Genomic DNA, 23,936 nt, shown 5'->3' with positions numbered 1-23,936 from the left:
TTGATTTAATCAATAGGTAATTGAAAAAGGCAAAACGTTACAGCTTTGCCTTGTAAATTTATAAATTATATTCCGGATAGGTTTTTAGCAAGTGTTCTTCTGCACGACGAGGTATCACAAAAAGCACAACAAAATGCATCAGCAGAAAAAGCACTACTATTGCAGCCATTATACCTATTCGAACAGGACCCGGTGCTTCTGAATCTACTAATGAAGAAAAATTAAACGGAAGATATACCACACTTGCCATTCCTCCGGATTTGACAATAATTTCCTCGAATAGCCATTTTTTCCCCGTACGTTTTACCTTTCGGCGATGCTTCACCATTCTTGTCATTATTGTACCAATACCCGTCAGCAGAATAACCATGAGCATTATATGATATGAAATTACCTGAAATTCAATTAGCTTATATACTGCATAAAACAAGGCTATAGTAATCAAAATTTGTGGAATTTTGATAAACTCCTTCATATACCCCCACATCAGTTTTTTGTACTTTTTATTCAGGGCTGCCTGTCTGCTTTCTACGACACCCATAAACCCAAAGATGCCAAATTTTTTAAACTCTTGTTTCAGGGCATCGTCAAAGCTTAGGTTAGGTTCTGTTTTCCAGCGTTCTTCAATAGCATTGGCAAGGTGATCAGTAAGCTCATTCTGTAAATCGTAATATTCTACAAAATGCTTGATGGTAAATGCAAACAGCTGATCGTTTTGCTCCTGTGTTATTTTTTTAATCTTATCCATTGTACCTCAATATATATCCTAATTTAAAACGACGGATCGTTATGGCCATTACCACGCATAATGCAAGTAATATTGTAAAATAAAGCACTACACCCATGTCAGATGCTATATCATCCATGTAACGTATAGCAAAAAGTACGGGGAAAAACACGAACACATTTAGTATTGATATTCCCTCGCCCACAGAATACTGGTCTTTATTTTTTAGCATCCTATACACCTGAGGAAATGAAATCGCTCCATTGGTAAAAATGAAAACAAAAAGCATCAGTGTTACAAATCCTTCTCTGTCCATAACACGGGTAAGTTCTGTTAAAGCAATGAACAAAAGACCAAAAAAGGCTATAAATTTTAATGAAAACATGTTCTTAAACAGTCCTTTGTACGATTCCCCCCAGGAAACAAAAATGCGCTTTCTGTTAAGCCTGCGCAGTTCTTTTTTATGCCTGCCTATGTACAGTCTCAAATTCCTGTCAAAATCACCATCCCTGTCTTCCAGTTCACTGGCAATATGGTCGGTCATTTCATGGAGAATGTCTACATACAGTACGCCTGTTTTTTTAAGTGCTGCATGTATCTTTTCAATTTGTTCGTTTGTAAGCCTCTTCATCTTCTTTGTTTTAAAAATATAATTGGTTGGTTGGTTTTTAAATGTATTTGCCCACATACTGCTTGCGGCAGAGGTAAAGACTAATGATAAGCACCAACGTAAAGGCAGGTACCATTGCAATACTAATTCGTCGAATAAAAAACATCATGGCATCATTTTCAGCAGAATAACTTATTATCCCTCCCACCTGATACAGGTTAAAAATAACAGAAAACATTACTACCATAGGACTCATAACCGATAGCTCTTTATTTTTTCTCCCAAACCACATTATCGGTAAAATCAAGGGGATAAGAACGTAAAATCCCATAGAATTAAGTTCCCTTTCATCAACTAAAAAACTGGCATAATATGTTAAAACACTTGCACTTACTGCTGATAGCAAAACCACCGGCATAGCCATAGTTCTAAAATACAGCTTTACGGCTCTTAAAACGGCTGTCCATTTGGCTCTCCTGTTCTGTTTTAAGATATCATTATGGTGCGATATGAAATACTCCGTCCAGTTTTCGCCAAAATCGCCTTCCATCGTTTCAAGTTCCGAAGCGATATGGTCTACCATCTCATAACGGATGTCTATGTACTTTACGCCAAGGTTATACAGGCGGTCGTCTATAAATTGTATTTGGAATTTACTAAGCCTCTTCATCTTCTTTGTCTTAAAAAATATAATTGGTTGGTTGGTTTTAAATGTATTTGCCCACATAGTGTTTACGGCAGCGATAAAGGCTGACCATAACCACAAGCATAAGGGCCGCCATAAACGAAATACTTATTCTTTGTGGGAACATTCTGGCTGCGTCATTTTCTATAAGCAATGTGACTATCATTACAATCTGATTTCCTATGTATAAAGAGCTATAGATCTTTACCATAGAACGCAATAGCGATATCTTTTTGTTTTTCCAGCTTACAATAGCAAACGGAACTATAAGCACCATTAAAACGTAGTTACCATATAAACTAAGACTGAACCTCTCCATGTAGTATTGTGCAAAATAATATACCATTGTAAACATTACCATAGCAGCAGCAATAACCATGGATTCTGCCATTGTTTTAAAATACAGCTTCAGTGCTTTTTTTTAGCAGCTTTTTTGGCTATTTCGTTTTGCTGCAAAATACTAAGCTTGTTCATTACAAAATATGCCTTCAGGTTTTCTTTAAAATCGCCCTCCATCGCTTCAAGTTCTGAGGCGATATGGTCAACCATTTCATAACGAATATCAAGAAACTCAACCTGCAGCATGCGTAGCAGATCATCAATACACTGTATTTGTTCTGTAGTAAGTCTAGCCATCGTTAAGCAACTTGGTATCTTGAATTATAAAATCTGATTAGAAACCTGTAAGTAATAACCATCATCACATAAAAACTAATTATAAAAGCATAATACAGTAGCTTTGCGGTATCTTCTATTTCAGCTTTGTCTATCCTATCCCTTATCAAAAAACAAAATGTAATTAGCATTCCTCCAAAGAATTCCAGCAATCTTTCGGCGGTAGAGAACTGTTTCTTTTGTTTAGTAAAGCCTACATATAGGTAGTATATCCACAAAACCGGAAATGCCAGAGCACTCATGAGTACAAAAATGGTGGTTACACCTTCCCTGCCCTGAAAACTGTAATCAACATACAATAAGGCATACACTCCAGCCAGTATTAACATAAAACGAACCGTAAACAAATTACTGAACAACAGCTTAACACCCTTTATCCAGGCATTCATCTTGAACTGGCGATAATTTTTTCGTAATTCCCTTTTATTATCAGCTATATATCTTTCGAGGTTGACATTAAAATCACCTTCCATTCCTTCAAGTGATGTTGCTGCATGATCAATCATCTCAACACGAATATCCAGAAAACGTATTTCGATATCCCACAAGGCCTTATCTATGGCAACAATTTGATCCGTTGTAAGTTTAGGCATAGCGGTTAGTTTTAATGTCATTATTCATTCTCAGAGTAAGGTAAGCCAGCGTAAAAATCAGGCTTAACAGCACTCCATTAATACAATACACCCATTGTGCTTCGCCCAGCAATTTGTTTATTTTTAAAGCAAACAAAACCGGCAACATATAATAAAACATCGAAACGCTGTATATTCTTTTTACAAAAAGGTAATTACCCGGCATCCATCGCTCAACAATCATATAAGCAAATATCCCAAGCATCATTATCGCTTCAAAAAACCTAAAAGCCCACACCTCAAATGTTGAAAGTTCTATTACAGTACATAGTAGTATAAAAAAGATAATTCCCCTTTTACCTGCCAGTTGCCTAAAAATGGTATTCCTGTTTTGTTTATCCCTCAGCACCTCCTGTTCCCGTACAGCTGTTAACAGTTTTACTTTCAGGTGCGAGTTCATATATTCTTTTAATGCCAATTCAAAATCACCATCTTCCTTTAGTTTTTCTTCCAGGGTAGCAGCAATATGATCGGTCATCTCCATACGGATGTCATCATAAAATATCCTGTCCTTAACCAGATATTCTTCAATCTTCGCTATTTGCTCTTTAGTAAGTTTCATAACTAAAACTGTAAATCGGGTTTAGGGGCCGGGTTTACAAGGTTCTGCATATTACGGATGAACTCCTCCAGTTCGGCAAGGCGGTTTACAGTCTCTTTTTGTCCGTTTTCGGTCAGTTTATAATATTTACGAAGACGGTTATCTACCTTTTCTACCTCTACATCTAAAAAACCGTCAGCTTCCAGCTTATGCAATGCCGGATACAGCGCCCCTTCGGTAATATTCAGTTCACCTGCCGTAATAAGCTTTACCTTTTGGGTAATCTCATAACCATACATTCTGCCGTTTTCTTCCAAAAGCTTCATTATTATGGTATTGAGGCTCCCTTTATAGAGTTGTGAGTTCTTCATCACTGTGTTTGATTTGGTATTACAAATGTATACATAATTTTCTTATGCATAATAGTTTTAGGTATTATTTTAATTGGCGGAATTTTATTTAGCTGCTCGGAATGCTTATTTTTGCATCAAATAAACAAACATGTCAACATTTCATTCGCTTAAAATAAAGGATGTAAGGAGGGAAACGCCACAAGCGGTTTCTATCGCTTTCGAAATTCCTGAGCACCTGCGCGAAGACTATAATTTTATCGCAGGACAATACATAAATATAAAAACAACCTTTGAAGGACAGGACATCCGTAAAGCCTATTCTATATGCTCGGCACCGGGCAGCAACGAACTTCGTGTAGCCATTAAGGCTGTAAAAAATGGAGGCTTCTCTGTTTTTGCCAATGAAAAGCTTGCTCCGGGCGACACTATGGAAGTAGGTACTCCTGAAGGTAAATTTACCTTTGAACCTAAAGCCGAACGTCAGCGCAACTATGCCGCTTTTGCAGCAGGTAGCGGAATCACGCCGGTTATGGCTATTATCCAGTCAGTGTTACAAGGAGAACCATCAAGTACTTTTGTACTTGTTTATGGCAATAAAACCCCGGAAGATACCATCTTCCACCAGTTCCTGCACGACCTTCAGCAGGAATACGTAGGCCGTTTCTTTGTACATTTCGTATATAGCCAGGCGAAAGCTGACGAGGCACTTTTCGGACGTATAGAACGTGCTGCGGTAAACTTTGTAATCAAGAACAAGCATAAAGAAAAAGAATTCGAGAAATTCTACCTGTGCGGACCGGAGCAAATGATACTTACCGTAAATGATGTACTTAGGGAAAATAATGTTCCTGAAAAGAACATTAAGTTCGAATTGTTCTCTACACCAATAGCTGAGAAGAAAATCGAGGAAAACCTAGACGGTCAGACTAAAATTACGGTCTTGGTAGACGATGAGGAAGTTACCTTTATGATGTCACAGCAAATGACCATTCTTGATGCAGCCCTTAAGCAGGGTGTAGATGCGCCTTACTCTTGTCAGGGTGGTATTTGCAGTAGCTGTATGGCACGTGTAACCAATGGTTCTGCCCAGATGAAAAAGAACGCCATACTTACCGATGGCGAAATTGCTGAAGGCCTTATCCTTACCTGTCAGGCACACCCAACATCGGGCGAGATTTATATCGACTTTGACGACGTTTAATCGCTATTCCTAAAAATAGAAAAGCCCCGGTTAACGGGGCTTTTGCATTCATATCCTTCTTAGTATTATTCAATAATCACTTTCACAGTATATACCTTGTTAGAATGTATTTTCAGAATATACATTCCTGTCGGAAGACTCTGGTTTATAATAGAGAAGTTGTAATCGTTAATGTTTTTTGAGGTATAAAACAAGTTACCTGTCATATCAAACATATCAATCTGGTCAATAGGATATTTCGATTTTATATAAGTATTCTCACCTTCCTTAACCGGGTTAGGATATACCATTACACCATTTTGCGATGAGAATTCTTCATTCCCTAATATATCTTCTACCTTAAACGAAATCCTGTTTGACACTTCGTTGTAGGAGTCATTAGTAAACATAACGATAAAATAATCTCCTGCTGCAGTTGGAAGTTTATCATCTTTTATAACTGTAGACCCCTCTGTAATACCTTCAAAATAAGTAAAACTAACCAGTTCGTCTACATTAGGATCATCACCTTCATGATAAATACCCAGCCAGTCTTTTACAATACCCGGTGCATCAGTCCATGTCGCAATAATGTTTTCATTAAGGTTGTAAATAGTTTTATTGATGCCTATTTGGGTAATCTGTTCACCTACCTGAAAGTAAACCCTATTACCTATGCTGCCGTAACCATCTTGTAGAAAATACTCCGCAAAATAGTAACCATCTGCCAGGTTATTAAAAGTATGGCTGCCGGATGCATTACTTACATAGGTCCATTGTGTAGATGCCGGTCCGCCCGGTGTCTGGCCAACCCTATATATTCCAATCCAGTCATTAGTTAGCTGAGGCCCGTCAACATAGCTGATCGTAACAGGACTGCCCGAGGCATACACCTGACTATCTGCAGACAGCTCCAGTAGTGGACCAACATAAAATTCTTTTCTTTCAGCAAGTTCTGTATATCCGTCATTTTCAAGGAAAGTTGCAAAATACATTCCCGGCTGAGTCAATCCTGCAAAAGTATATGTGCCGCTTGTTTGTCCATTTACATATGCCCAAAGCTGAGAAGGCGAAGATGAACCCGGTGTCTGCCCTTTTTTATAAAGCGCCAGCCAGTCATTTTGGTTACCCGGCCCGTCAGTATAAGATACAGTTATTGGCGTATTAGGCAGATAGGCAATTGTATCCAGTTGTATTTGTGTATTGGCAAATGTACTGTTAATGATATTAAAGGTTTTAGCCTCGCTCCATGCCGACCAGCTCAGGTTACGATCCCTGTGGCGCACTTTTACAAAATACTGCCCGTTAGGAATTTCATTTTGCCCCAGTGTCAATTTCGTAATATCAACCCCTTCATTCTGATCTTTAGATACATCTACCTGTCCGTTAAGCGAACCATACAGGTTTTCATAATCCCTGTACACATCTTTTTCTACAATTTCAAAATCAGCAGTTTTTCCAATCATGAACTCTGTAGAATTCAACAATTGCCCTGATGTAGTTTGATATGCCGAGCTTGATATTTCTAACGGAAGCTCTACATCATTCCCATTAAATGCATTGGTAATTGTTGGTGTTGTTGGTGCTGCAAGGCCTTTGTAATGATGAAACTCATCCATAAGCTCGTTATCTTTCCAATTGTACACGCTTCCTATAGAATAGGACTCCACATCAAAAGTATCATTGATTACATCTATATCAATAATCTGGTACATCCAGTTCGAGATTGTCTTTTGAACATCATCAAAATCCTCTTCTGCCGCCATACCCCAATACTGATCCCATGCAACACCTCCCGAAATAATTTGGTAGGTAGGTGTGTTTTTCAATTGGCCTCTGTGATACAGGTGATGGTGTGCACCTATATGCAGTATGTGCTTGTCAGATGTCACTAATACCGGCATTGCAGCATTACGGATCCATGGAGAGATGTCTCCTACATATTGCTCTGCCTGATATGGCCTGTGTCCTAAAGAAATAATCCATTTTACCGTTGGATCATTATCCGCTGCTTCAACAATCTGCGTCAGCCAGCTTAACTGCTGTATGCCCGTGTGCTCAGTGTCCATAGCAATAAACAAGGTATTACCTACCTGATTGGCATAGTAATTCTCTGTACCCGATGTTATACCCTGATAAGACATCTCGTCAAGGATATAATGATCATAATAGGCCTGCATCGCCAGCGTGCCATAGGTTTCATGGTTACCTACCAGTGTTTGTATCGGCAGATAGCCCGAAAGTTCCTTATTCTTCTTAAAATGTACATTTTCATAATGGTCTAGAGTCCCAACATCTACCTGATCACCCACCATAACAGTAAGTGCTATATTGTCGGCAGGGTCGGCAGTAATGCCCCATTTCTGAGCAATTTTTCTTTTTGCCTGTGCTACAAGCGTATCGAAACGCGGTACATTTCGCATTTGGTTATCCCCTAAAACAAGGAAACGCAAATGTCCGTCTGCCGTTGCTGCCTGTCCCGGAAGCGGCATAGTTTTAAACGATTTTACTTCGCTTACATCGTTACCGGTCTTAATCCTGTAATAATACTTTGTATTGGCAGTAAGGCCTGTAAGCTTTACCGTGTGGTAATAATAATTCTGCGGATAACCTGTGTCTGTAAAGATCTGGTTAGTACCCGTAACAGAATTACCAAGTTGTTGTGGTGTGCTACCGTATTCTACTATCGATTCCGGATTGCTTTCGGTTTTCCAGTTTACATAGATAGATGTTGGTGTTGGTGCCTGCAAATAAGGATGCAGTGTTTGTGCCTGTACTGTTATCCCCGTAACAGCGAGCAGGAAAGCATAAAGTTTCTTCATTAATTGGTGTAAATTTTGGCATCAAAATTACATTCACCAATAGTTAACAAGTTTACTAAACCATTATGATACAAATACCGGAAGTTTACTCAGTATTATGAATGGACTACGTTTGTTACCTTATCGATAACTGCCTGGGGAGTAATCGTTCTCATAACATCTTTGTAGCCTTCTACAACTTTATTACCATAAATAGAGGTTGGTAATAACGGATATTGGTTCCTGTCGGAAGTAACGGTGTAGTCAGCAGGTTGACCGAAAGGCGCAAAACCGGCATAAGGGTGCGTTGCCCCCCAAAGGGTAATAACCTTTACGCCCTGCATTGCTGCCATGTGGGCATTACCGCTATCCATACTTAGCATAAGGTCAAGATGGTTTATCAAGTTGAGTTCCTGAGCCAGTTTTAATTTTCCGGCAGTAACAATTATGTTCTTTCGCCCTTTGGCGAATGCCTCAAGCTGTGCGGTTTCGGCTGCACCTCCACCAAAAAGGAAAAGAGTATAATTTGAATCTTCAGCAAGCTTGTCAATCACTTCCTGCATTAAATCCTGCGGATATACTTTGCCCTGATGCTGCGCAAAAGGCGCCACGCCTATCCATTTCCCCGATTTTTCTCCGGAAATCGCCGATACTTGCGCCGCAAGCGGTTGTTTATCAGGAAATACAGGATTCGATAAATCTATCGTAAAGCCTAACTTTTTAAACGTATCCAGATGACGTTCTACTATTGGGGTAAGCTGCCTGAAAACCTTATTTTCAGCCCTTGTAAGCGCTTTTTTCTCGTTGCGGGCCTTATCGGTCGTTGCAATGGGTTTTCCGCTCAGGAAAAACAGTTTTGTAACAATCTTTGAACGGAGTACATTATGCAGGTCGGCAACCGCATCAATGTTTAGTTTTTTCAGCTCACGGAAGAGTTTCAGGAGTCCGAAAAAGCCTTTATGTTTACCGGCAACATCGGCAGGATAAACGCTAACGTTAGGGATTCCCTCAAAAAAAGTAGCAAAAAATGCCCTTGTCAGTACGGTAACCTTTACGTTAGGGTACTGAGCAACTAAGGCTCTCAGCAGCGGAACCGTCATGGCGACGTCTCCCATTGCCGAAAGCCTTATTACCAGTATATGTTTGGTTCCTGACATCAATCAGGTATTATTTCTTGTTTTGGTACAATACAGGGTTTAGTTCCTCGTCGTTGTACATTTTCATCTGCTTGTACACTTTCATGTATTTATCACCATTCTCAATGTCGGTAATAAGATCATCAATAGCAGTGGTAAGGTCTTTTTTCTGCTCAAGCAATACATCCAGTTTTTCCTGGCATTTTGCACGGTGCTCCGGCGTAGCCTCAGCACGTGTAGCCTCTTCGTGCATGTGGTATATCTTAAGCGCCAAAATTGACAATCTATCAATTGCCCATGCCGGACTCTCAGAGTTTATCTTCGCATCAGCCTTTGGCGTTACGTTGCTGTATTTCTGTAAAAAGTAGCTGTCTATGTACTCCACCATATCAGTACGCACCTGGTTAGACGCATCGATCTTTCTCTTAAGCACAAGTGCCTCTACCGGATCGATTTCCGGGTTACGGATAATGTCTTCATAATGCCATTGTACTGTATCTACCCAGTTTTTGGCATAAAGCAGATGCTCTATCTGGTCCTTAGCATACGGATTGTTAATAGGCTGGTCTACACTATCAAACTTATGATAGTCGTTAATGCTCTGCTCAAATATTGGGAAAGCGATTTTAGAAAACATAGTGTAATTGTTTATTTTGTGTAGTGCAAATATACGGGGAATAGTTGTAACCTGCTAACACGATGTAATTGCTAATTATTAGATAATGGGATTATCGAGGAATCTATTCGGAGCAGAAAAGTTTCTGCCACCATGCCTGCACCGCTTTTAGAAAAGTGCTGTCAGATACAGTTATTTCTTTGTCTAAAACCTTTTCATTTTCAATAAACAACTGGTCACCGTAATCTATTGTATGAGCTATTGTTGTACCATTCTCTAAGTGAAATGTCAATTGCTCATGCTCGTCTTTTGTGAGGTTAACTATCTTTTGCCCCTGGAACACAAGTGTCTTTGGTAATGCCCAATTTTCGTTTGTCAACGTTATGGTCGGTTCTTGATCTTTCCAGTCAATAATAAAGTCATTGCCAAATTGAAACTTTTTATCGTTATCCAATTCCAAAATTGTGGCGAAGTAATAAGCAGGTGAAATACCCGGCATGTAATCATGAGGTCCGTCTTGCTTTGTGAAAAACAAATTAGTTAGTGTCTTGCCGACAACCATTTTTATATATCCCTCATGTTCTGTCATTTCATTTTCAGTAGTCATTAATTAATGATTAGACACAAGCCTGGCACCTTCAGACAAACTAATTTACATTGAAATTAGGGAAAAATAGTTTAATTCGTGGCAAGCCTTTAAACCTACAACTGCGAAGCAAACAGAAATACCGCAATAAGCACTATAAGCCCCATTGCTACTTCCCTTACCCATTTGTTTTCCTGTGCTTCAAAATAGTTGGCGCCCATAATGGCAAGCGGTGCAAAGGTAAACACCAGAAAACTGTTGTTCTTGTGTGCCGAAAGCACATAGATCCCTACCCCGATAAGGAAGGAATAAATAATCTTTTTGTGCGACGACTGAAGGTTAAGCGGCTTATTGGTTATCGAGAATATATACGGAAATGCAAACAACAACGCAATAGAAGAGTAGATAGCCAACGCAATATTTTGATAGATATTCTCAAAATAAGTAAAGTCGAAGCTAACATCTATATTATCTGATATTGTCGTAACAAAATCGTAACCCATCATCAGGATAATCATGGTGTAGAGCACAAAAACACCAAAAAAGGCGATAAAAGGTATCAGCCAGTTACGGTAATCACGCGATACGTGAAAGACAATGGATATAAATACCAGCACGATATAGGCTATACACCAAAAGTGAAATATCGCTGCCGCAAAAATCCAGAATGAGGCATCGAATATCTTTTCTTTTGGGGTTATAAGTGACTGGAGCGAAACCAGCCTTCGCAGTGCCAGCAGAATAAAAAAGTTGGCAATTATGATGTTTATGTTTACTAAAGTGGTGGGAAACAGTATTAAAAACACCATAAAAAGGAACATGGCATAGGTATTCGCCTTGCTCAGGTTATTGCGCCTTGTAATAAAATTAGTAAGGAAAAGGGCTCCTGCCAAAAGCAGCAAAAGCCCCACCTTTTGGGCTACAAGCAGGTAGTTTTCTGTCCAGGACAGGTCTTTTAATAAGTACGAAAAGTAACTTAAAATAAGAACCACGCCTATTAAAACGTAATTTACAGGCCTGGATTTATTAAAAACACTTGCTAGCATGTGAATATTTTATACTTTTGTGACAGTAAATATAATACTTGTTTAAAAATGAAAGCATTTTTCGAAGCGATAGGCTACCTGTTTACAGACATCCTTTTCTTACCCTTAAACTTTTTCCGCAGCCTTGAGCTAGAAAACTGGTGGCTGGCAAACATTGTAACCTGGATTTTTATCATCATCTGTTGTGTTGCTACAGCTTACTGGTTAAAACAGCTTACTATATTCAAGCAAAACAACGAGGACGATCAGGATACTACGGCTCACTCTTTCTTATCATAAGTCAAAGCCGATATCTTTTCTAAAATACATCTTATCAAAACTTAGTTTATCTATGTTTTGGTAAGATTTTTTTATGGCCTCTTTAAAGTCGCTTCCGTATGAAGTTACGGCTATTACACGGCCTCCGCTGGTTACTACATTTCCGTTATCCAGTTTTGTTCCTGCATGGAACGCGATTGAACCTTCTACATTTTCAAGACCCGATATTACCATTCCTTTACCGTAATCTTCAGGATAACCTCCTGATACTACCATAATAGTCGTAGCCGATCTTTCGTCGATTTCAAGGTTCACTTTGTCAAGTTCCTGAGCTGCTACCGCATTGAATATCTCAACAAGGTCAGATTTCAGTCTTGGAATTACAACCTCAGTTTCAGGGTCACCCATTCTCACATTGTACTCAATCACGAACGGATCGTTACCCACTTTTATAAGCCCGATAAACACGAAACCTTTATAGTCGATGTTAGCACTCTTAAGTCCTTCAATAGTTGGCTTAACAACGCGTGTCTCGATTTTTTCCATAAATTCAGCATCGGCAAACGGCACCGGAGAAACCGCACCCATACCACCTGTATTTAGGCCTGTATCGCCTTCGCCAATACGCTTGTAATCTTTAGCCGTAGGAAGCAGCTTGTAGCTTTTACCATCGGTAAGCACAAAACAGCTAAGCTCGATACCGTCAAGAAACTCCTCGATAACTACCTTCGTACTCGCCTGACCGAATTTTTCGCCTACAAGCATGTTTCTAAGCTCCTGCTGTGCCTCAGCAAGATCGTTAATAATAAGAACTCCTTTACCTGCAGCAAGACCATCAGCTTTTAGAACGTATGGTGGCTGAAGCGTAGCAAGAAAATCGCAGCCTTTCTCTACCGTTTCTTTAGTAAAACTGTCGTAAGCAGCCGTTGGGATGTTATTTTTTACAAGGAATTGTTTTGCAAATTCTTTACTGCCTTCCAGCTGTGCGCCTACTTTAGAAGGACCTATAACCGGAATATGGCTAAGGGCAGCATCTTTTTTAAAGAAGTCGTAAATCCCTTTTACTAATGGGTCTTCCGGACCTACAACCACCATTTTTACTTCTTCCTGAAGCACGAAGCTTTTTATCGATTCAAAATCCAGCGGATTCATATCTACATTAACTGCAATACCTGCTGTTCCGGCATTTCCCGGTGCAACAAATAGTTTTTCGCAAAGCGGGCTTTGCAGCATTTTCCATGCCAGTGCATGCTCTCTTCCTCCGGATCCTAATAATAAAATTTTCATTTCGCTTTGTATTTCAGGTAAGCATTAATAGGCTTTTTCATCGCCAAACATGCCTACCACGGTTTGTAAAATTATCTTTATATCTAGCAGTATCGACCAGTTTTCTATATAAAAAACATCGTATCTGATACGGTTTATCATGTCTTCGTCGCCATTTATCTCACCACGGAACCCCTTAACCTGGGCAAGACCTGTAATACCGGGCTTAACCGTATGTCTTGCACCATATTTTTTTATTCTCTCGCTATACCTGTGGTTTATGGAGTAAATATGAGGCCTTGGCCCCACTACCGACATATCGCCTAAAAGCACGTTTAAGAACTGTGGCAGCTCGTCGATACTTGTCTTGCGGATGAACTTACCCACTTTAGTAACCCTCGGATCATTTTTTACAGCCAGTTTATCCATTTGGTCGTTTATGCGCATAGATCTGAACTTAAAGCATGAAAACTCCTGTTCGTTTATACCCGCCCTTATCTGCCTGTAAAATACCGGCCCTTTCGATTCCAGCTTTATCAGTATTGCCATTATCGGCGTAAGCCACGACAGTACTAAAATGGTAACCAGAAACGAAAACACTATATCAAATACCCTTTTTACAACTATTGCAACCGGCTCATGCAATGGTGTTTTACGCAGTGAAAGCACCGGGAATGACTCATAATAATCAATAACCAGATTTCGCGAAAAAATTTGCTTTGTATCGGGTATAAACTTAATAACTACGTTGTTAGTATCGCAAAAAGCCACCAATTCTCTTAGCCTGACGTTTCCTATCTCGTTTAACGAGCAGTAAATGTCGTCAATATTATTCTCAAGGATATATTCCTCTATACCAGACACTTTTCCTTCAATAGGCATGTTCTCATGCTTCCTGTCGGAAAAAAAGCCCATAAACCTATATCCGTAATCCGGATTGCCTTCAAAAAAGTCTTTTAATCTTATCGACTCAGGTGTATAACCAATAATCACAGTTTTTCGGATATTACTTCCGCTAAGCCTGTATCGCTTTAGGTATAAATACAGTGCAAATTTAAAAATTGTTACGATTAAAAAGACGCTAATGCCATAAAGAAGTATTTGCCTGCTTTCAAAAACGGCATATTTTGCAAAAGGAAAAAAGGCTATAACCGTAAGAAGGTATAGCACCGATTGCCTTATCAGCCTCGATAATATTTTTGTAGCAGCCGTATATCTGTACGTTTCATAAAACCCCGAGAAATAGGCCACAGTACACCAGGATACTGTTGCATAGGCGGCAAAATGCAGAAAATTTACATTTAGGGTACAAAAAAACCAAAACGGCAGCAATAGCACTGTTAGCAAATCAAAACCTATACTAATAGGTCTTAAATATTTAGAATATCTGCCTCTTCCGGATAAACTCATTTCTATCGGATATAGTCTGAAAAATTCTTATGCTCTTCTTTAAGAAGCTCTTCTTTAGGCAATGCCTTAAAATAGTCGTAGGTAATTTTCATGCCCTCAGCACGGCCTACTTTTGGCTCCCAGCCTAAAAGCTCTTTAGCTCTTGTTATGTCTGGCTGACGCTGTAACGGATCGTTTACCGGAAGTGGTTTATATACCACTTTTTGAGTAGTTCCGGTAAGTTTTATTATTTCCTCGGCAAAATCTTTAATTGTAATCTCATCCGGGTTACCAATGTTTACCGGATAGACATAATCAGAGTGTAGCAACCTGAAAATTCCTTCTACCTGATCGTCTACATAACAAAAAGAACGGGTTTGCATTCCGTCACCAAAGATGGTAAGGTCTTCTCCTCTTAATGCCTGCCCTATAAATGCCGGGATTACACGCCCGTCATTAAGTCGCATTCTTGGCCCATAGGTATTAAATATCCTTACAATTCTGGTCTCTACACCATGAAATGTATGGTAAGCCATGGTTATAGACTCCTGAAAACGTTTTGCCTCATCATATACTCCACGAGGCCCTATTGCATTTACGTTTCCGTAGTAGTCCTCATTTTGCGGATGCACCAACGGATCGCCATACACTTCAGAGGTCGAAGCGATAAGTATACGTGCTCTTTTTACACGGGCTAACCCAAGAAGATTATGCGTGCCCAGCGAACCAACCTTTAATGTCTGGATAGGGATTTTTAAATAATCTATAGGACTTGCAGGCGATGCAAAATGAAGTATATAATCAAGTTCTCCCGGAATGTTTACAAATTTTGTAACATCATGGTGATAAAACTCAAAATTTTCAAGCTTAAAAAGATGCTCAATATTTTTAAGATCGCCCGTAATCAGGTTATCCATCCCTATAACATTGTATCCTTCTTTAATAAACCTGTCGCAAAGGTGCGAGCCTAAAAATCCGGCGGCTCCGGTTATGAGTATTCTTTTCATAATGTTATTTTTCCTGATTTTTCAGGCAATTTTATATTAAACAGACAGTACAGCAATATGAATAAAACCACACCCCTCTGCCTCCATAAAAAAGATTCGGTCAAAAATAAGGCTATCATTAGAAATGCAAAAGCCATATGTACAAAATCTTTATTGCTAAGCGATTTTTTAAGATTTATGAGCACCAATGCCAAAACCAATAATAAGCCCAGAATGCCTAAATCTGAGAATGCCTCAATATACTGATTATGATAATTTTGCCTTGCATACCTCTGGTTAAGTACTCCTCCTTCAAAAACATTATGCTCTTTAGATTTTTCCTCTATTTTTTTTATCGATGCATTAAGGCCGTAACCAGTTACAATTTTGCCTTCTTCCTGCACTAGTTCTCCAAATATTCTTGCCTGATATATCCTGAAAGCCGTGCCATTAAAGTAATCGTTTTCACTAAAAGTCTGTTTGCTCCATGCTTCGTGAGGACTAACTTTATTGAGTTCTATCTTCTCTTCGGCAAGTTTTTCCATTTCGGGGATATTTGTTGTATACTCTGCCGGAAACAATGTTGTTGTTCGGCTTATATACACTAGCGACATACCCAATATTACAAAAATTGCTGCTCCTGCTATTCTTGTTTTTTTAGGTACGCTTGCAAAAAAAGATATATAAACAGCAGTAAGTAACACGCTAACCGCTATAGTTACTTTAGCCATCAGTAGACCTATCATTACCATCATTATCACAAGGCCCAGGTAATCAAAAAAACGCTTGTTCTTTACCGACAAAAAATAATAATAAGCTATTGCAAAAATTGCCGAGAGATATACTGCAGAAACTATGGGAGTAGACAGTTCATTATAAAAAAACACGCCTATGTTCCCTCCCTCAAAGTACCTGTACATCGCTCTTAAAAAGTAAAAAAAGGCAAAAAAGCACATTACAATGCTAAATCCTTTTAATATTCCGCGTCTGCTTATGCTTATTACCTTCCTATTAAAAAAGAAAGCTATCGGTATAAAGAACAATGCAGCTTCTTTACTTAAGGCTTTTACGGTCAATGGTACATCTATAGACCAAGCTATTGAGGCGACCATGAGCATATATAAGGCTATTGGTGCCAGTAAAACATAACTTACCGATATATTTTGTTTTTTATATGATAAAAACGAATAACCCACAAAAAGTACTATGGCTACGCTATTGTAAGCATAACCAAAAGGAAGGGTAATAAAAATAGCCGATATTAAAAATGTCAATAGCCTTTTACTGGGCGCAAGCCCAATTCTTCTAAGCAAAAAAACATTGGTAGATTTATAATTATCGGTCATCCTTTATTCTAATTTATTTTTATTAAAGCTTATGCAAAGTAGTTATATGTTCATCCCACTTACGCTCTACATATTCTTTTATTTCTTTTTCAAATCGTTCTTTAGAGAATTTCCCGGCATGAGCCCTTATCTCTGTGTGATCAAATTTCAGTTTCTCAAACCGTTTTACGGCTTCTGCAATAGAATCCCCATTCTGTTCGGCAAAAAACACCCCCGTCTCATTTTCTTTAACTGTTTCAAGAGCACCACCTTTACCAAAAGCTATAACAGGTGTACCACAAGCCTGAGCCTCTACCGGAACGATACCAAAGTCTTCTTCTGCAGCAAATACAAAAGCTTTGGCATTCTGCATATAAATTTTTAGAGTATCCCTGTTAGTAAAGCCAATAAATTCGATATTATCTTTCGCAATTTTTTTAATCTTTTTAAACTCCGGCCCATCACCTGCAACTATAAGCTTTTTGTTGGGCATTTTGTTAAAAGCCTCAACAATCACATCAATTTTTTTATAGGCTATCATTCGTGAAGCCGTAAAATAATAGTCTTGTTTGTTTATTTGCAGTTCAAAAAAAGCAGTATCAACAGGAGGATATATAACTTCAGCATCCCGGTTATAAACTTTTTTTATTCTCTTTTTTATGTATTGCGAATTTGCAATAAAATAATCAACGCGATTGCTGGCAGTGACATCCCATATTCTTAATTTATGAAGCACATATTTTGCATACATGCCTTTTAAGCCAGATGTAAGCCCCGAATCCCTAAGATATTTATGATATAAATCCCATGCATAGCGCACCGGTGAATGGCAATAGCATATATGAAGCTGATTGTGGTTTGTAATAACCCCCTTGGCAACTGAGGCCGATGAACTTATTACAATGTCATATTGGCTAAGATCAAATTGCTCTATAGCATAAGGAAAGAGTTGTAAAAATTTGCGATGATTTTTTTTTGCCCCAAAAAGCCTTTGAATAAAACTTGTATTCGCTTTTTTACCTTTCAATATAAACTCCCTGTCTTTGTCATTTAAGAAATCTATTAAGGCATAGTGTTCAAAATCGTCCCATACATTGTTTAAGGAATGAATAACCTTTTCGGCACCCCCGTTTATATAATACCAATCGTTAATTAATGCCTTTTTCAAAGTCTTCTTATATTATGTTCATTACTCTAATCCTTTTTTATGCCTTCTGGTAGTAACAAAGAATAAAGTATTAAAAAAAGTAAAAAACACTATTCCTGCCTGTCTTGAAAATACATTCTCTGATAACAGGGCTATAAAGATAACAATTAAAAAACCCTGATAAACTGTATCCTTTGTTTTAACGCCCCACAAAAGGGAAATCACAAAAAGAATGAGCCCAACTATCCCATATTTAAGCATAATATCAAAATACTGATTATGAGAATTATAAGTAGTATGCATATAGTCGTCGGAATTGCGATAAGTATAGCTGGAATAACATTCGTCCAGTTTCTTCTGCACATTATCCACACCCACACCTGTAAGCCAGTATTCGCTTAATATTTCCTTTACGCAATGATATACTCCATATCGGAAATTTACTTCTTCCGAGGATTGTCCTGCATGTGGTAGTTCATATTTTGCCGAAAGGCTTTCATTTATTCGTCGCTGAGACGAAGGAAGCATTAGCACCGATCCCACAATAATTATCCCAATAATTCCAATACCTATAAGCTGTTTTGCTGATCTTATTTTTTTTAAACAGAAGAATATTCCAACAATCACAAATATGAATAGTGCCATTCTTGCCATAAAAGCGGCTACCGAAAATAGCAGAAACACAATGCTCAGCAGTCTGATTATATAAAAGATGAAACTCTTTCCTTTTACAGAAAGCAGATCGTATAAGAACAATAAGGCCGCAAAAACAAATAGCATACCCAAGTAAGGCAGGTGCATACCTGTAGTATCGCTAAAAATATTCCTTATGACCGGGTTGTAGTAATCGTCTGACTTAAAAACTTTTTCTATCCCCTGAGAGAATATTACTGTCCACACATATAAGCAAAGTACAATACAGCTAAAGCTAAAAACCCGCATTGTAAGCATCCGTGTCTTTTCGTTTATAAGATACTTATTGATTATCATAAATATTGGAAACAGCAAGAAAGGCAATGCCCTTTCGAGCAGCTTGCCTACTTCGTGCTTATCTGTCGCAAAAAAATAACTTATTGTATAAGCCAGATATAGGGACGAAAGTATCAGAATATCGATTATATCTTTTCTGTCTGGCCTGAAGGATTTTAATTTAATTGCAATGAAAAGAGAATATATACTCCATATAATAATGACATAGACACTCCCCTTTTGACCCAATAAAGGAAAAGCAGCCACCAAAGCTGTAATATATTCATAAGTTTTAATCTTGTTTAAAGAGATCATCTGTTTCCTTTTTAAGTAACGTTAAGTAATCGCTATTATTTAAAAAATCCTGAGCTTTTTTTACCATCTCTGAATTCGCCTCCGGTTTGGTTGAAAATATTAGGGCTATTGCAGCATAAAAATCATCAGGGTTATCGGCCTTTAAAAACATTTCTTTATCAATAAGCCCAATGCCCTCACTCCCTACATGAGTAGACACCAAAGGCAGTCCATTATTAATAGCGTTAAGCGACTTTAACTTTACTCCGGTACCGAACTGCATTGGATTAACAAAAAGAGCTGCTTCGGCATAAAAAGGAGCTAAATCCGGCACATTAAAGTGAACCTCAGCATTGCTATATCCCGAAAGCATGCTTAAAACATCTTCTTCTCTTACATCTCCGGTACTGCCTACAATAACAAAGCTGTAATCAGGAAAATCCTTAATCAACTTAAAATGTACATTATCAAGATACCACTTTATGGCATTTATATTATTAGGCATAAACAAAGAGCCTATAAAAAGTACTTTTCTTCCTCCAAGCTTTTGCTGAACCGGCAATTGCGCCGATGCCGATGGTAAATGAGATGATTTCTGTGACCACTGTTCCTGCTCAGCAAAGGCTTTATATTCATCTTTAGATATAAACCAAAGCCTGTCTGCCTTTGCAAAAACATTTTTAGAGAACCTCCTGAACTTTAAAGCATCCAGATAATAGTACAACTTCTTAAATATATTGCTACTGCTATTACCTAACTGAAAAAAGTATTTCGTTTCATCATTGTGTACCCGCAAAACAATTTTAGAAGCCTTTAGAGTTCTATTGTTTAAAACATCTGCAACACTTTCCGACTCAAGCACTACCATGTCATACTCTTCAGAAAATACTACATCTTGAAGGCTTTGTCTTGAAGCAGCCTGTAAAGGCTCCAACCGCAACAAATCGGATATGCGATTCTTTCGCTTTGTTATATAAACTGAATCCACGATAGCCTTTACTTTGTTCATATCCTGTTGTGAAGGCTCCGTTTTGCAGGTACAAATCAAATTTACAGTATACCCTAGTTTTTTAAATGCAACAAGGCGATCATATACATCGACAGCACCTCCAAAAAAACATGGATACGGAAAAAAACCTGCTACAACTAGTATCTTATGCTTCATCGCTCTCCTTCGTCATTAATTTTTTCTGTAACACATCGGTAAATGCAAACAAAAACCACACATCGTACTTAATATCATATGAAAAGTAAGCGATTCCTCCCATTATGGCAAACACCAATGGAATAATTACAAAAAGGATATCCTGCCTTTTTCTTTTAGAAAAGAAGACATATCTTTTAATAAAAAAGTGATAAAAGAAAACCAAAAAGCATAATCCGCCCAATATAAGCTGGTCAAAAAAGTAAGTTTTGGTCGCCAATGCCTCTGTGGTACTCCTATAGCCCATAATTTCTGACAATATAAGTCCGGAAAATAGTTCAGATCTTAAAAGATCAGTAATTGCCTCAGCTAAAAAGTATATGAAAGAACCTAACCCTACTCCCAGAGGATTGTGTATAAATATGCTTAACGATGCAAAATAAGACCCAAACCTGGTACCAAAGCTACCACTTGTATACCAATTCTTAAGAATAATATCTGAAACCGATAAAAATACCCCAATACCACCTATCAGTATAACAGGAACTGCATAAACCAGCATTTTCCTTGTCTTTTCATTTTCATAAAGCCTTTTTATTACCAGTGGGAAAACGGAAATTAGTATAAGCAGCAAATATCCTTTTGACTCACTTTTAAAAGTATAATACAGAAACAGGAATCCCGAAAGGCAATACACAAAATTTTTTAGTTTTTTGGGCTGATTAAGATAGCTTACCAAAAACACCGGAAGAAAGATAAGTATCGTTAATATCGAACCTATCCAGCTTTCCTCATAGGTAAGTAACCTTATTCTCCAATAACCAGCTTTGGTGGCGTGAATTGCTGTTAAAAAATATCCTGACCCTAAGTTTATAGACTCTATTATGAGAAATATAGTTATAAAAATCTCCAACCCTATAAGCGCATACATTAGTGCCTTAAATTTATCTTCCCCCCTGTCTAACCAAGTGTATATAAACTGATAGTAAACTATTATAACGCCCGGATATACTGCCATTTTTATGGCTTTTACAATAAGGTTTTCACCTAAAAAATTTACATCTCCGGTATAGATAATTACAAAAGCTAAATAAAAAACACTTATAATGACAAGATAAAGCAAATATAAAATCAGATAGCTGTTGTATTTAGAGATATAAAATTTACCACTAAACATTAAGTAGAGCCCCATAGGGATACTCATAAACACAATAGGTGTTCTTGCCAGCTCACCAAAAACATTTACCAAAGGACAATCCTGGTAAATACTGGCCAAAAGCACTATAAAAATTAATACAATCTTTAATTTCATTATTTATACATTGTTTTGGCAACAGCAGCAGCTGCCTTAAAATTACCTTTACGAATCCTGTTTGCCATCAGGAGTAAACCTGACAAGTAAAATTTTCCCGAAAGAGTATAGAATTTTTTTATAAATATCCTTCTGCTTTTAAAAAGCTGTTCTTCCGAAAAAAGACTCTTTTTTTCTCTGTATGACGATCCTATAGAAGCACCTTCCTTATGATATACAATCGCTTCGGGACACCAGTCTATACTCCATCCTTTTTTTCTTGCTCTGTAGGTCCAGTCCAGCTCTTCATAATACAAAAAGTAGTCTTCACTAAGCAGTCCCACATCATGTAAAAATGTATAAGGCACAAACATTGAGGCTCCAATTACATAATCTATTCTTCTAAAATTACTTTTAGCTGTAGTTACAGGCTGGCCTTCACCTTCGTGTTCCGAAATAAAAAATGTTTCGTTAAATCTTCCGCCCACCGCCTGTATTTTATCCGGTGTATAATAATATACTAATCGGCAACCTATTATTCCTGTGTTTTTATTCTCCTCCATCCCAGCAAAGGCTGTAAGTTCCGAAAGTGATTCTTTTTTGGCTACTGTGTCATTATTCAGCAGCCATATAAATGAATCTTTATCTCCAAACTTTAAAATATGGCGTAAGGCTATATTGTTTCCGGCTGAAAAACCTCCGTTCCTGTCCGATTTTACAAAAACAATCTTCTGATTAAAACTACCGGCTAAGAACTCATGTTGAGAAGTAATGGTATGATCTACAGGCTTTACAGCCAACGGATAAACCAAATTTTCAAAAGCAGTATCAATTTGAACAGGCTTACCCTGAGCCCAGTCTGCAAACAAATCCTGATCGTGCTGAGCTTCTGTATTATCCACAACAAATATCTGAAAATTGGGATAGTCCAGCTTTAAAAGGCTTTCCAGACACTCAAGAGTATCTTTAATCCCTTTATAATTTAATAGTACTATATAAACCTTCTTCATTTATTGCCTTCTAAATTTTGTAATCTTAACCCTCCGGAAAATACTTTTTTATAACACACAATGATTATTGAGACCGTAATAAATACCTCAACTATATATAAAGAAGTTATACTCCCATCTATACTGAAAGCGCGTGTTAATAAATAGCACGACATGAACATTACAATTGCACCTAATACCGATATTACCGATACAGACTTTTGCTTATTGTAATATATAAGCAGCTGATAAAAAGGTATATTAAGTGCTATGATAAAACCTATTCCCAAAAACTTTACCCCATATACTATTCCTTCATGCAGCTCTTTGCTAATACTCACTCTTTCTAATAAAAGCAGCACTATAACATAAGCCATAAAAAGCCCAAAGGCCAGTAAACCCAAATGGTACTTATTTATGGTCTTTAAAAAATTAAGACCCTTTTCTTTATCAGCATTAAAAGCACTGCAAAACTTAGGGAAGCTTACATTGAAAAAAACTGACAGGTAACTTCTGATTATCTTTAGCAACATATCTCCCACATGGTAAATCCCGGCAACATATTCGCCACTTAACTCCCCTACAATAAGTATCGGCCCGTAAGTATATACCGATATTGAAAAATTAGAGACAACAATAGGAAATTCTTTCCTGAAATTATCCACTAGTCTGCTTACCGGCACATTAAACAGAGAAAGGTGGTATTTAGCATAAAGCTTAGCTAAAAAGAAACCATAAATAGCAGCATTGGCTCCACCATAACACAAAAGCATATACTGGTACGTATCCGTATCTTTTACAAAAACATATACTGTAATTAAATAGATGGCTTTAGAAAGTATTATAATACGGTTTATTACCGTAAACTCCTCAAAAGCCTGATATATCCATAACGGATTAAGAAACTGCGAAAAAAGCATGGCCACACCACACAGGTAAAGCCTATAATCGAGATCTAAAACCAATAGTGCTCCTAAAAGCAACACTGTAATTACAATAAAAGCAATAGCTCTAAATGTGTATACCTCATCCAGCTGCGCTTTTATTTTAGCCGTATTGCCTTTATTAATGCTTAATTCCTTAACCCCTATAAGCTGAGAACCAAAATCTATAAAAATGCCCAAAAGCGTAAAAACAGACAGCGCTATACCTATTCTGCCCCAGTTTTCCATGCCCGATACGGCAATTACATAGGGGGCAATTATAAATGGAGCGACCAGGTTAAATACCTGGCCCGATCCATAAACTATATAGTCTTTAAATTGTCCTGTTTTATTAAGCATGCGGCTT

At 37.9% G+C, this 23,936-nt stretch carries 25 protein-coding genes; 2 read left to right on the top strand and 23 right to left on the bottom strand.

Going from position 1 to position 23,936, the window contains the following annotated elements; translation table 11 throughout:
* Nucleotides 1-58 precede the first annotated feature (58 nt).
* From ACFSR3_RS09940 to ACFSR3_RS09905, 8 genes are read right to left on the bottom strand one after another with little or no spacing between them, the layout of a single operon-like run.
* On the bottom strand, nt 59-748 hold the full coding sequence (locus tag ACFSR3_RS09940) for a hypothetical protein (protein WP_379820835.1): 690 nt from the start codon (nt 746-748) through the stop codon (nt 59-61).
* Nucleotides 741-1,358, bottom strand: coding sequence for a hypothetical protein (locus ACFSR3_RS09935; protein ID WP_379820834.1), 618 nt, complete (start codon nt 1,356-1,358; stop codon nt 741-743). The genes ACFSR3_RS09940 and ACFSR3_RS09935 overlap by 8 nt, the downstream gene beginning before the upstream one ends.
* Before the next feature lie 37 nt (nt 1,359-1,395).
* Nucleotides 1,396-2,007 carry a hypothetical protein gene (locus tag ACFSR3_RS09930; protein ID WP_379820833.1) on the bottom strand — a complete coding sequence of 204 codons (612 nt, stop codon included), beginning with the start codon at nt 2,005-2,007 and terminating at the stop codon, nt 1,396-1,398.
* Between the two features lie 37 nt (nt 2,008-2,044).
* Nucleotides 2,045-2,413, bottom strand: a complete 369-nt coding sequence (locus ACFSR3_RS09925) for a hypothetical protein (protein ID WP_379820832.1) — start codon at nt 2,411-2,413, stop codon at nt 2,045-2,047.
* 17 nt (nt 2,414-2,430) lie between these two features.
* Nucleotides 2,431-2,658, bottom strand: a complete 228-nt coding sequence (locus ACFSR3_RS09920) for a hypothetical protein (protein WP_379820831.1) — start codon at nt 2,656-2,658, stop codon at nt 2,431-2,433.
* A 2-nt stretch (nt 2,659-2,660) separates the two neighbouring features.
* Nucleotides 2,661-3,290 carry a hypothetical protein gene (locus tag ACFSR3_RS09915; RefSeq protein ID WP_379820830.1) on the bottom strand — a complete coding sequence of 210 codons (630 nt, stop codon included), beginning with the start codon at nt 3,288-3,290 and terminating at the stop codon, nt 2,661-2,663.
* On the bottom strand, nt 3,283-3,891 hold the full coding sequence (locus tag ACFSR3_RS09910; protein ID WP_379820829.1) for a hypothetical protein: 609 nt from the start codon (nt 3,889-3,891) through the stop codon (nt 3,283-3,285). The genes ACFSR3_RS09915 and ACFSR3_RS09910 overlap by 8 nt, the downstream gene beginning before the upstream one ends.
* Before the next feature lie 2 nt (nt 3,892-3,893).
* Complete coding sequence (locus ACFSR3_RS09905) at nt 3,894-4,241, bottom strand: PadR family transcriptional regulator (protein ID WP_169520736.1); 348 nt, start codon at nt 4,239-4,241, stop codon at nt 3,894-3,896.
* Nucleotides 4,242-4,371: 130 nt separating this feature from the next.
* Between ACFSR3_RS09905 and ACFSR3_RS09900 the strand changes: the two genes are divergently transcribed.
* Entirely contained in the window at nt 4,372-5,424 is a 1,053-nt protein-coding gene (locus ACFSR3_RS09900) for a ferredoxin--NADP reductase (RefSeq protein WP_114758704.1), read from the top strand.
* A 65-nt stretch (nt 5,425-5,489) separates the two neighbouring features.
* Here ACFSR3_RS09900 and ACFSR3_RS09895 read toward each other — a convergent pair whose 3' ends face one another.
* The 5 genes from ACFSR3_RS09895 to ACFSR3_RS09875 form a co-directional block, all read right to left on the bottom strand.
* The gene (locus ACFSR3_RS09895) at nt 5,490-8,225 is read right to left on the bottom strand and encodes a fibronectin type III domain-containing protein (RefSeq protein ID WP_379820828.1); all 2,736 of its coding nucleotides are present in this window, start codon (nt 8,223-8,225) and stop codon (nt 5,490-5,492) included.
* 95 nt (nt 8,226-8,320) lie between these two features.
* On the bottom strand, nt 8,321-9,361 hold the full coding sequence (locus ACFSR3_RS09890; protein ID WP_379820827.1) for a glycosyltransferase family 9 protein: 1,041 nt from the start codon (nt 9,359-9,361) through the stop codon (nt 8,321-8,323).
* Nucleotides 9,362-9,371: 10 nt separating this feature from the next.
* On the bottom strand, nt 9,372-9,977 hold the full coding sequence (locus tag ACFSR3_RS09885; RefSeq protein WP_379820826.1) for a DUF4254 domain-containing protein: 606 nt from the start codon (nt 9,975-9,977) through the stop codon (nt 9,372-9,374).
* 103 nt (nt 9,978-10,080) lie between these two features.
* On the bottom strand, nt 10,081-10,563 hold the full coding sequence (locus ACFSR3_RS09880; RefSeq protein WP_379820825.1) for a hypothetical protein: 483 nt from the start codon (nt 10,561-10,563) through the stop codon (nt 10,081-10,083).
* Nucleotides 10,564-10,658: 95 nt separating this feature from the next.
* Nucleotides 10,659-11,588, bottom strand: a complete 930-nt coding sequence (locus tag ACFSR3_RS09875; RefSeq protein WP_379820824.1) for a DUF6427 family protein — start codon at nt 11,586-11,588, stop codon at nt 10,659-10,661.
* A gap of 48 nt (nt 11,589-11,636) precedes the next feature.
* Between ACFSR3_RS09875 and ACFSR3_RS09870 the strand changes: the two genes are divergently transcribed.
* Nucleotides 11,637-11,867, top strand: a complete 231-nt coding sequence (locus tag ACFSR3_RS09870; RefSeq protein WP_114758710.1) for a DUF6341 family protein — start codon at nt 11,637-11,639, stop codon at nt 11,865-11,867.
* Here the strand turns inward: ACFSR3_RS09870 and purD are convergent.
* From purD to ACFSR3_RS09820, 10 genes are all read right to left on the bottom strand, one after another.
* A complete protein-coding gene (gene purD / locus ACFSR3_RS09865; RefSeq protein WP_379820823.1) occupies nt 11,862-13,133 on the bottom strand; it encodes a phosphoribosylamine--glycine ligase in 1,272 nt (423 codons plus the stop codon). The two genes, ACFSR3_RS09870 and purD, sit on opposite strands and share 6 nt — an antisense overlap.
* Nucleotides 13,134-13,157: 24 nt before the next feature.
* On the bottom strand, nt 13,158-14,522 hold the full coding sequence (locus tag ACFSR3_RS09860) for an undecaprenyl-phosphate glucose phosphotransferase (RefSeq protein WP_379820822.1): 1,365 nt from the start codon (nt 14,520-14,522) through the stop codon (nt 13,158-13,160).
* Between the two features lie 2 nt (nt 14,523-14,524).
* Nucleotides 14,525-15,508, bottom strand: coding sequence for a UDP-glucuronic acid decarboxylase family protein (locus ACFSR3_RS09855; protein WP_114758713.1), 984 nt, complete (start codon nt 15,506-15,508; stop codon nt 14,525-14,527).
* Nucleotides 15,505-16,833: a hypothetical protein gene (locus tag ACFSR3_RS09850; RefSeq protein WP_379820821.1), complete on the bottom strand. Its 1,329-nt coding sequence runs from the start codon at nt 16,831-16,833 to the stop codon at nt 15,505-15,507. The genes ACFSR3_RS09855 and ACFSR3_RS09850 overlap by 4 nt, the downstream gene beginning before the upstream one ends.
* Before the next feature lie 22 nt (nt 16,834-16,855).
* A complete protein-coding gene (locus ACFSR3_RS09845) occupies nt 16,856-17,980 on the bottom strand; it encodes a glycosyltransferase family 4 protein (protein ID WP_379820820.1) in 1,125 nt (374 codons plus the stop codon).
* A gap of 21 nt (nt 17,981-18,001) precedes the next feature.
* Entirely contained in the window at nt 18,002-19,243 is a 1,242-nt protein-coding gene (locus ACFSR3_RS09840) for an O-antigen ligase family protein (RefSeq protein ID WP_379820819.1), read from the bottom strand.
* A complete protein-coding gene (locus ACFSR3_RS09835) occupies nt 19,221-20,231 on the bottom strand; it encodes a glycosyltransferase family 4 protein (protein WP_379820818.1) in 1,011 nt (336 codons plus the stop codon). Before ACFSR3_RS09835 ends, ACFSR3_RS09840 begins: the two co-directional genes overlap by 23 nt.
* Before the next feature lie 145 nt (nt 20,232-20,376).
* Complete coding sequence (locus tag ACFSR3_RS09830; protein WP_379820817.1) at nt 20,377-21,678, bottom strand: hypothetical protein; 1,302 nt, start codon at nt 21,676-21,678, stop codon at nt 20,377-20,379.
* A complete protein-coding gene (locus ACFSR3_RS09825) occupies nt 21,678-22,667 on the bottom strand; it encodes a glycosyltransferase family 2 protein (protein WP_379820816.1) in 990 nt (329 codons plus the stop codon). The genes ACFSR3_RS09830 and ACFSR3_RS09825 overlap by 1 nt, the downstream gene beginning before the upstream one ends.
* The gene (locus tag ACFSR3_RS09820; protein ID WP_379820815.1) at nt 22,664-23,929 is read right to left on the bottom strand and encodes an oligosaccharide flippase family protein; all 1,266 of its coding nucleotides are present in this window, start codon (nt 23,927-23,929) and stop codon (nt 22,664-22,666) included. Before ACFSR3_RS09820 ends, ACFSR3_RS09825 begins: the two co-directional genes overlap by 4 nt.
* Nucleotides 23,930-23,936: the final 7 nt, after the last annotated feature.

Source organism: Flavobacterium suzhouense (genome assembly GCF_042684765.1).
Lineage (GTDB): Bacteria > Bacteroidota > Bacteroidia > Flavobacteriales > Flavobacteriaceae > Flavobacterium > Flavobacterium suzhouense.
This window is presented reverse-complemented; position numbering and strand designations above follow the sequence as displayed.

What these genes read in the sequence shown, in the direction of transcription:
- ACFSR3_RS09915 (WP_379820830.1), bottom strand. Translation starts at nt 3,290, where the DNA reads ATGCCTAAACTTACAACGGATCAAATTGTTGCCATAGATAAGGCCTTG.
- ACFSR3_RS09905 (WP_169520736.1), bottom strand. Translation starts at nt 4,241, where the DNA reads ATGAAGAACTCACAACTCTATAAAGGGAGCCTCAATACCATAATAATG.
- ACFSR3_RS09935 (WP_379820834.1), bottom strand. Translation starts at nt 1,358, where the DNA reads ATGAAGAGGCTTACAAACGAACAAATTGAAAAGATACATGCAGCACTT.
- ACFSR3_RS09930 (WP_379820833.1), bottom strand. Translation starts at nt 2,007, where the DNA reads ATGAAGAGGCTTAGTAAATTCCAAATACAATTTATAGACGACCGCCTG.
- ACFSR3_RS09855 (WP_114758713.1), bottom strand. Translation starts at nt 15,508, where the DNA reads ATGAAAAGAATACTCATAACCGGAGCCGCCGGATTTTTAGGCTCGCAC.
- ACFSR3_RS09895 (WP_379820828.1), bottom strand. Translation starts at nt 8,225, where the DNA reads ATGAAGAAACTTTATGCTTTCCTGCTCGCTGTTACGGGGATAACAGTA.
- ACFSR3_RS09880 (WP_379820825.1), bottom strand. Translation starts at nt 10,563, where the DNA reads ATGACTACTGAAAATGAAATGACAGAACATGAGGGATATATAAAAATG.
- ACFSR3_RS09825 (WP_379820816.1), bottom strand. Translation starts at nt 22,667, where the DNA reads ATGAAGAAGGTTTATATAGTACTATTAAATTATAAAGGGATTAAAGAT.
- ACFSR3_RS09885 (WP_379820826.1), bottom strand. Translation starts at nt 9,977, where the DNA reads ATGTTTTCTAAAATCGCTTTCCCAATATTTGAGCAGAGCATTAACGAC.
- ACFSR3_RS09835 (WP_379820818.1), bottom strand. Translation starts at nt 20,231, where the DNA reads ATGAACAAAGTAAAGGCTATCGTGGATTCAGTTTATATAACAAAGCGA.
- ACFSR3_RS09860 (WP_379820822.1), bottom strand. Translation starts at nt 14,522, where the DNA reads ATGAGTTTATCCGGAAGAGGCAGATATTCTAAATATTTAAGACCTATT.
- ACFSR3_RS09940 (WP_379820835.1), bottom strand. Translation starts at nt 748, where the DNA reads ATGGATAAGATTAAAAAAATAACACAGGAGCAAAACGATCAGCTGTTT.
- purD (WP_379820823.1), bottom strand. Translation starts at nt 13,133, where the DNA reads ATGAAAATTTTATTATTAGGATCCGGAGGAAGAGAGCATGCACTGGCA.
- ACFSR3_RS09820 (WP_379820815.1), bottom strand. Translation starts at nt 23,929, where the DNA reads ATGCTTAATAAAACAGGACAATTTAAAGACTATATAGTTTATGGATCG.
- ACFSR3_RS09920 (WP_379820831.1), bottom strand. Translation starts at nt 2,658, where the DNA reads ATGGCTAGACTTACTACAGAACAAATACAGTGTATTGATGATCTGCTA.
- ACFSR3_RS09925 (WP_379820832.1), bottom strand. Translation starts at nt 2,413, where the DNA reads ATGGCAGAATCCATGGTTATTGCTGCTGCTATGGTAATGTTTACAATG.
- ACFSR3_RS09890 (WP_379820827.1), bottom strand. Translation starts at nt 9,361, where the DNA reads ATGTCAGGAACCAAACATATACTGGTAATAAGGCTTTCGGCAATGGGA.
- ACFSR3_RS09830 (WP_379820817.1), bottom strand. Translation starts at nt 21,678, where the DNA reads ATGAAATTAAAGATTGTATTAATTTTTATAGTGCTTTTGGCCAGTATT.
- ACFSR3_RS09910 (WP_379820829.1), bottom strand. Translation starts at nt 3,891, where the DNA reads ATGAAACTTACTAAAGAGCAAATAGCGAAGATTGAAGAATATCTGGTT.
- ACFSR3_RS09875 (WP_379820824.1), bottom strand. Translation starts at nt 11,588, where the DNA reads ATGCTAGCAAGTGTTTTTAATAAATCCAGGCCTGTAAATTACGTTTTA.
- ACFSR3_RS09900 (WP_114758704.1), top strand. Translation starts at nt 4,372, where the DNA reads ATGTCAACATTTCATTCGCTTAAAATAAAGGATGTAAGGAGGGAAACG.
- ACFSR3_RS09850 (WP_379820821.1), bottom strand. Translation starts at nt 16,833, where the DNA reads ATGACCGATAATTATAAATCTACCAATGTTTTTTTGCTTAGAAGAATT.
- ACFSR3_RS09870 (WP_114758710.1), top strand. Translation starts at nt 11,637, where the DNA reads ATGAAAGCATTTTTCGAAGCGATAGGCTACCTGTTTACAGACATCCTT.
- ACFSR3_RS09840 (WP_379820819.1), bottom strand. Translation starts at nt 19,243, where the DNA reads ATGATCTCTTTAAACAAGATTAAAACTTATGAATATATTACAGCTTTG.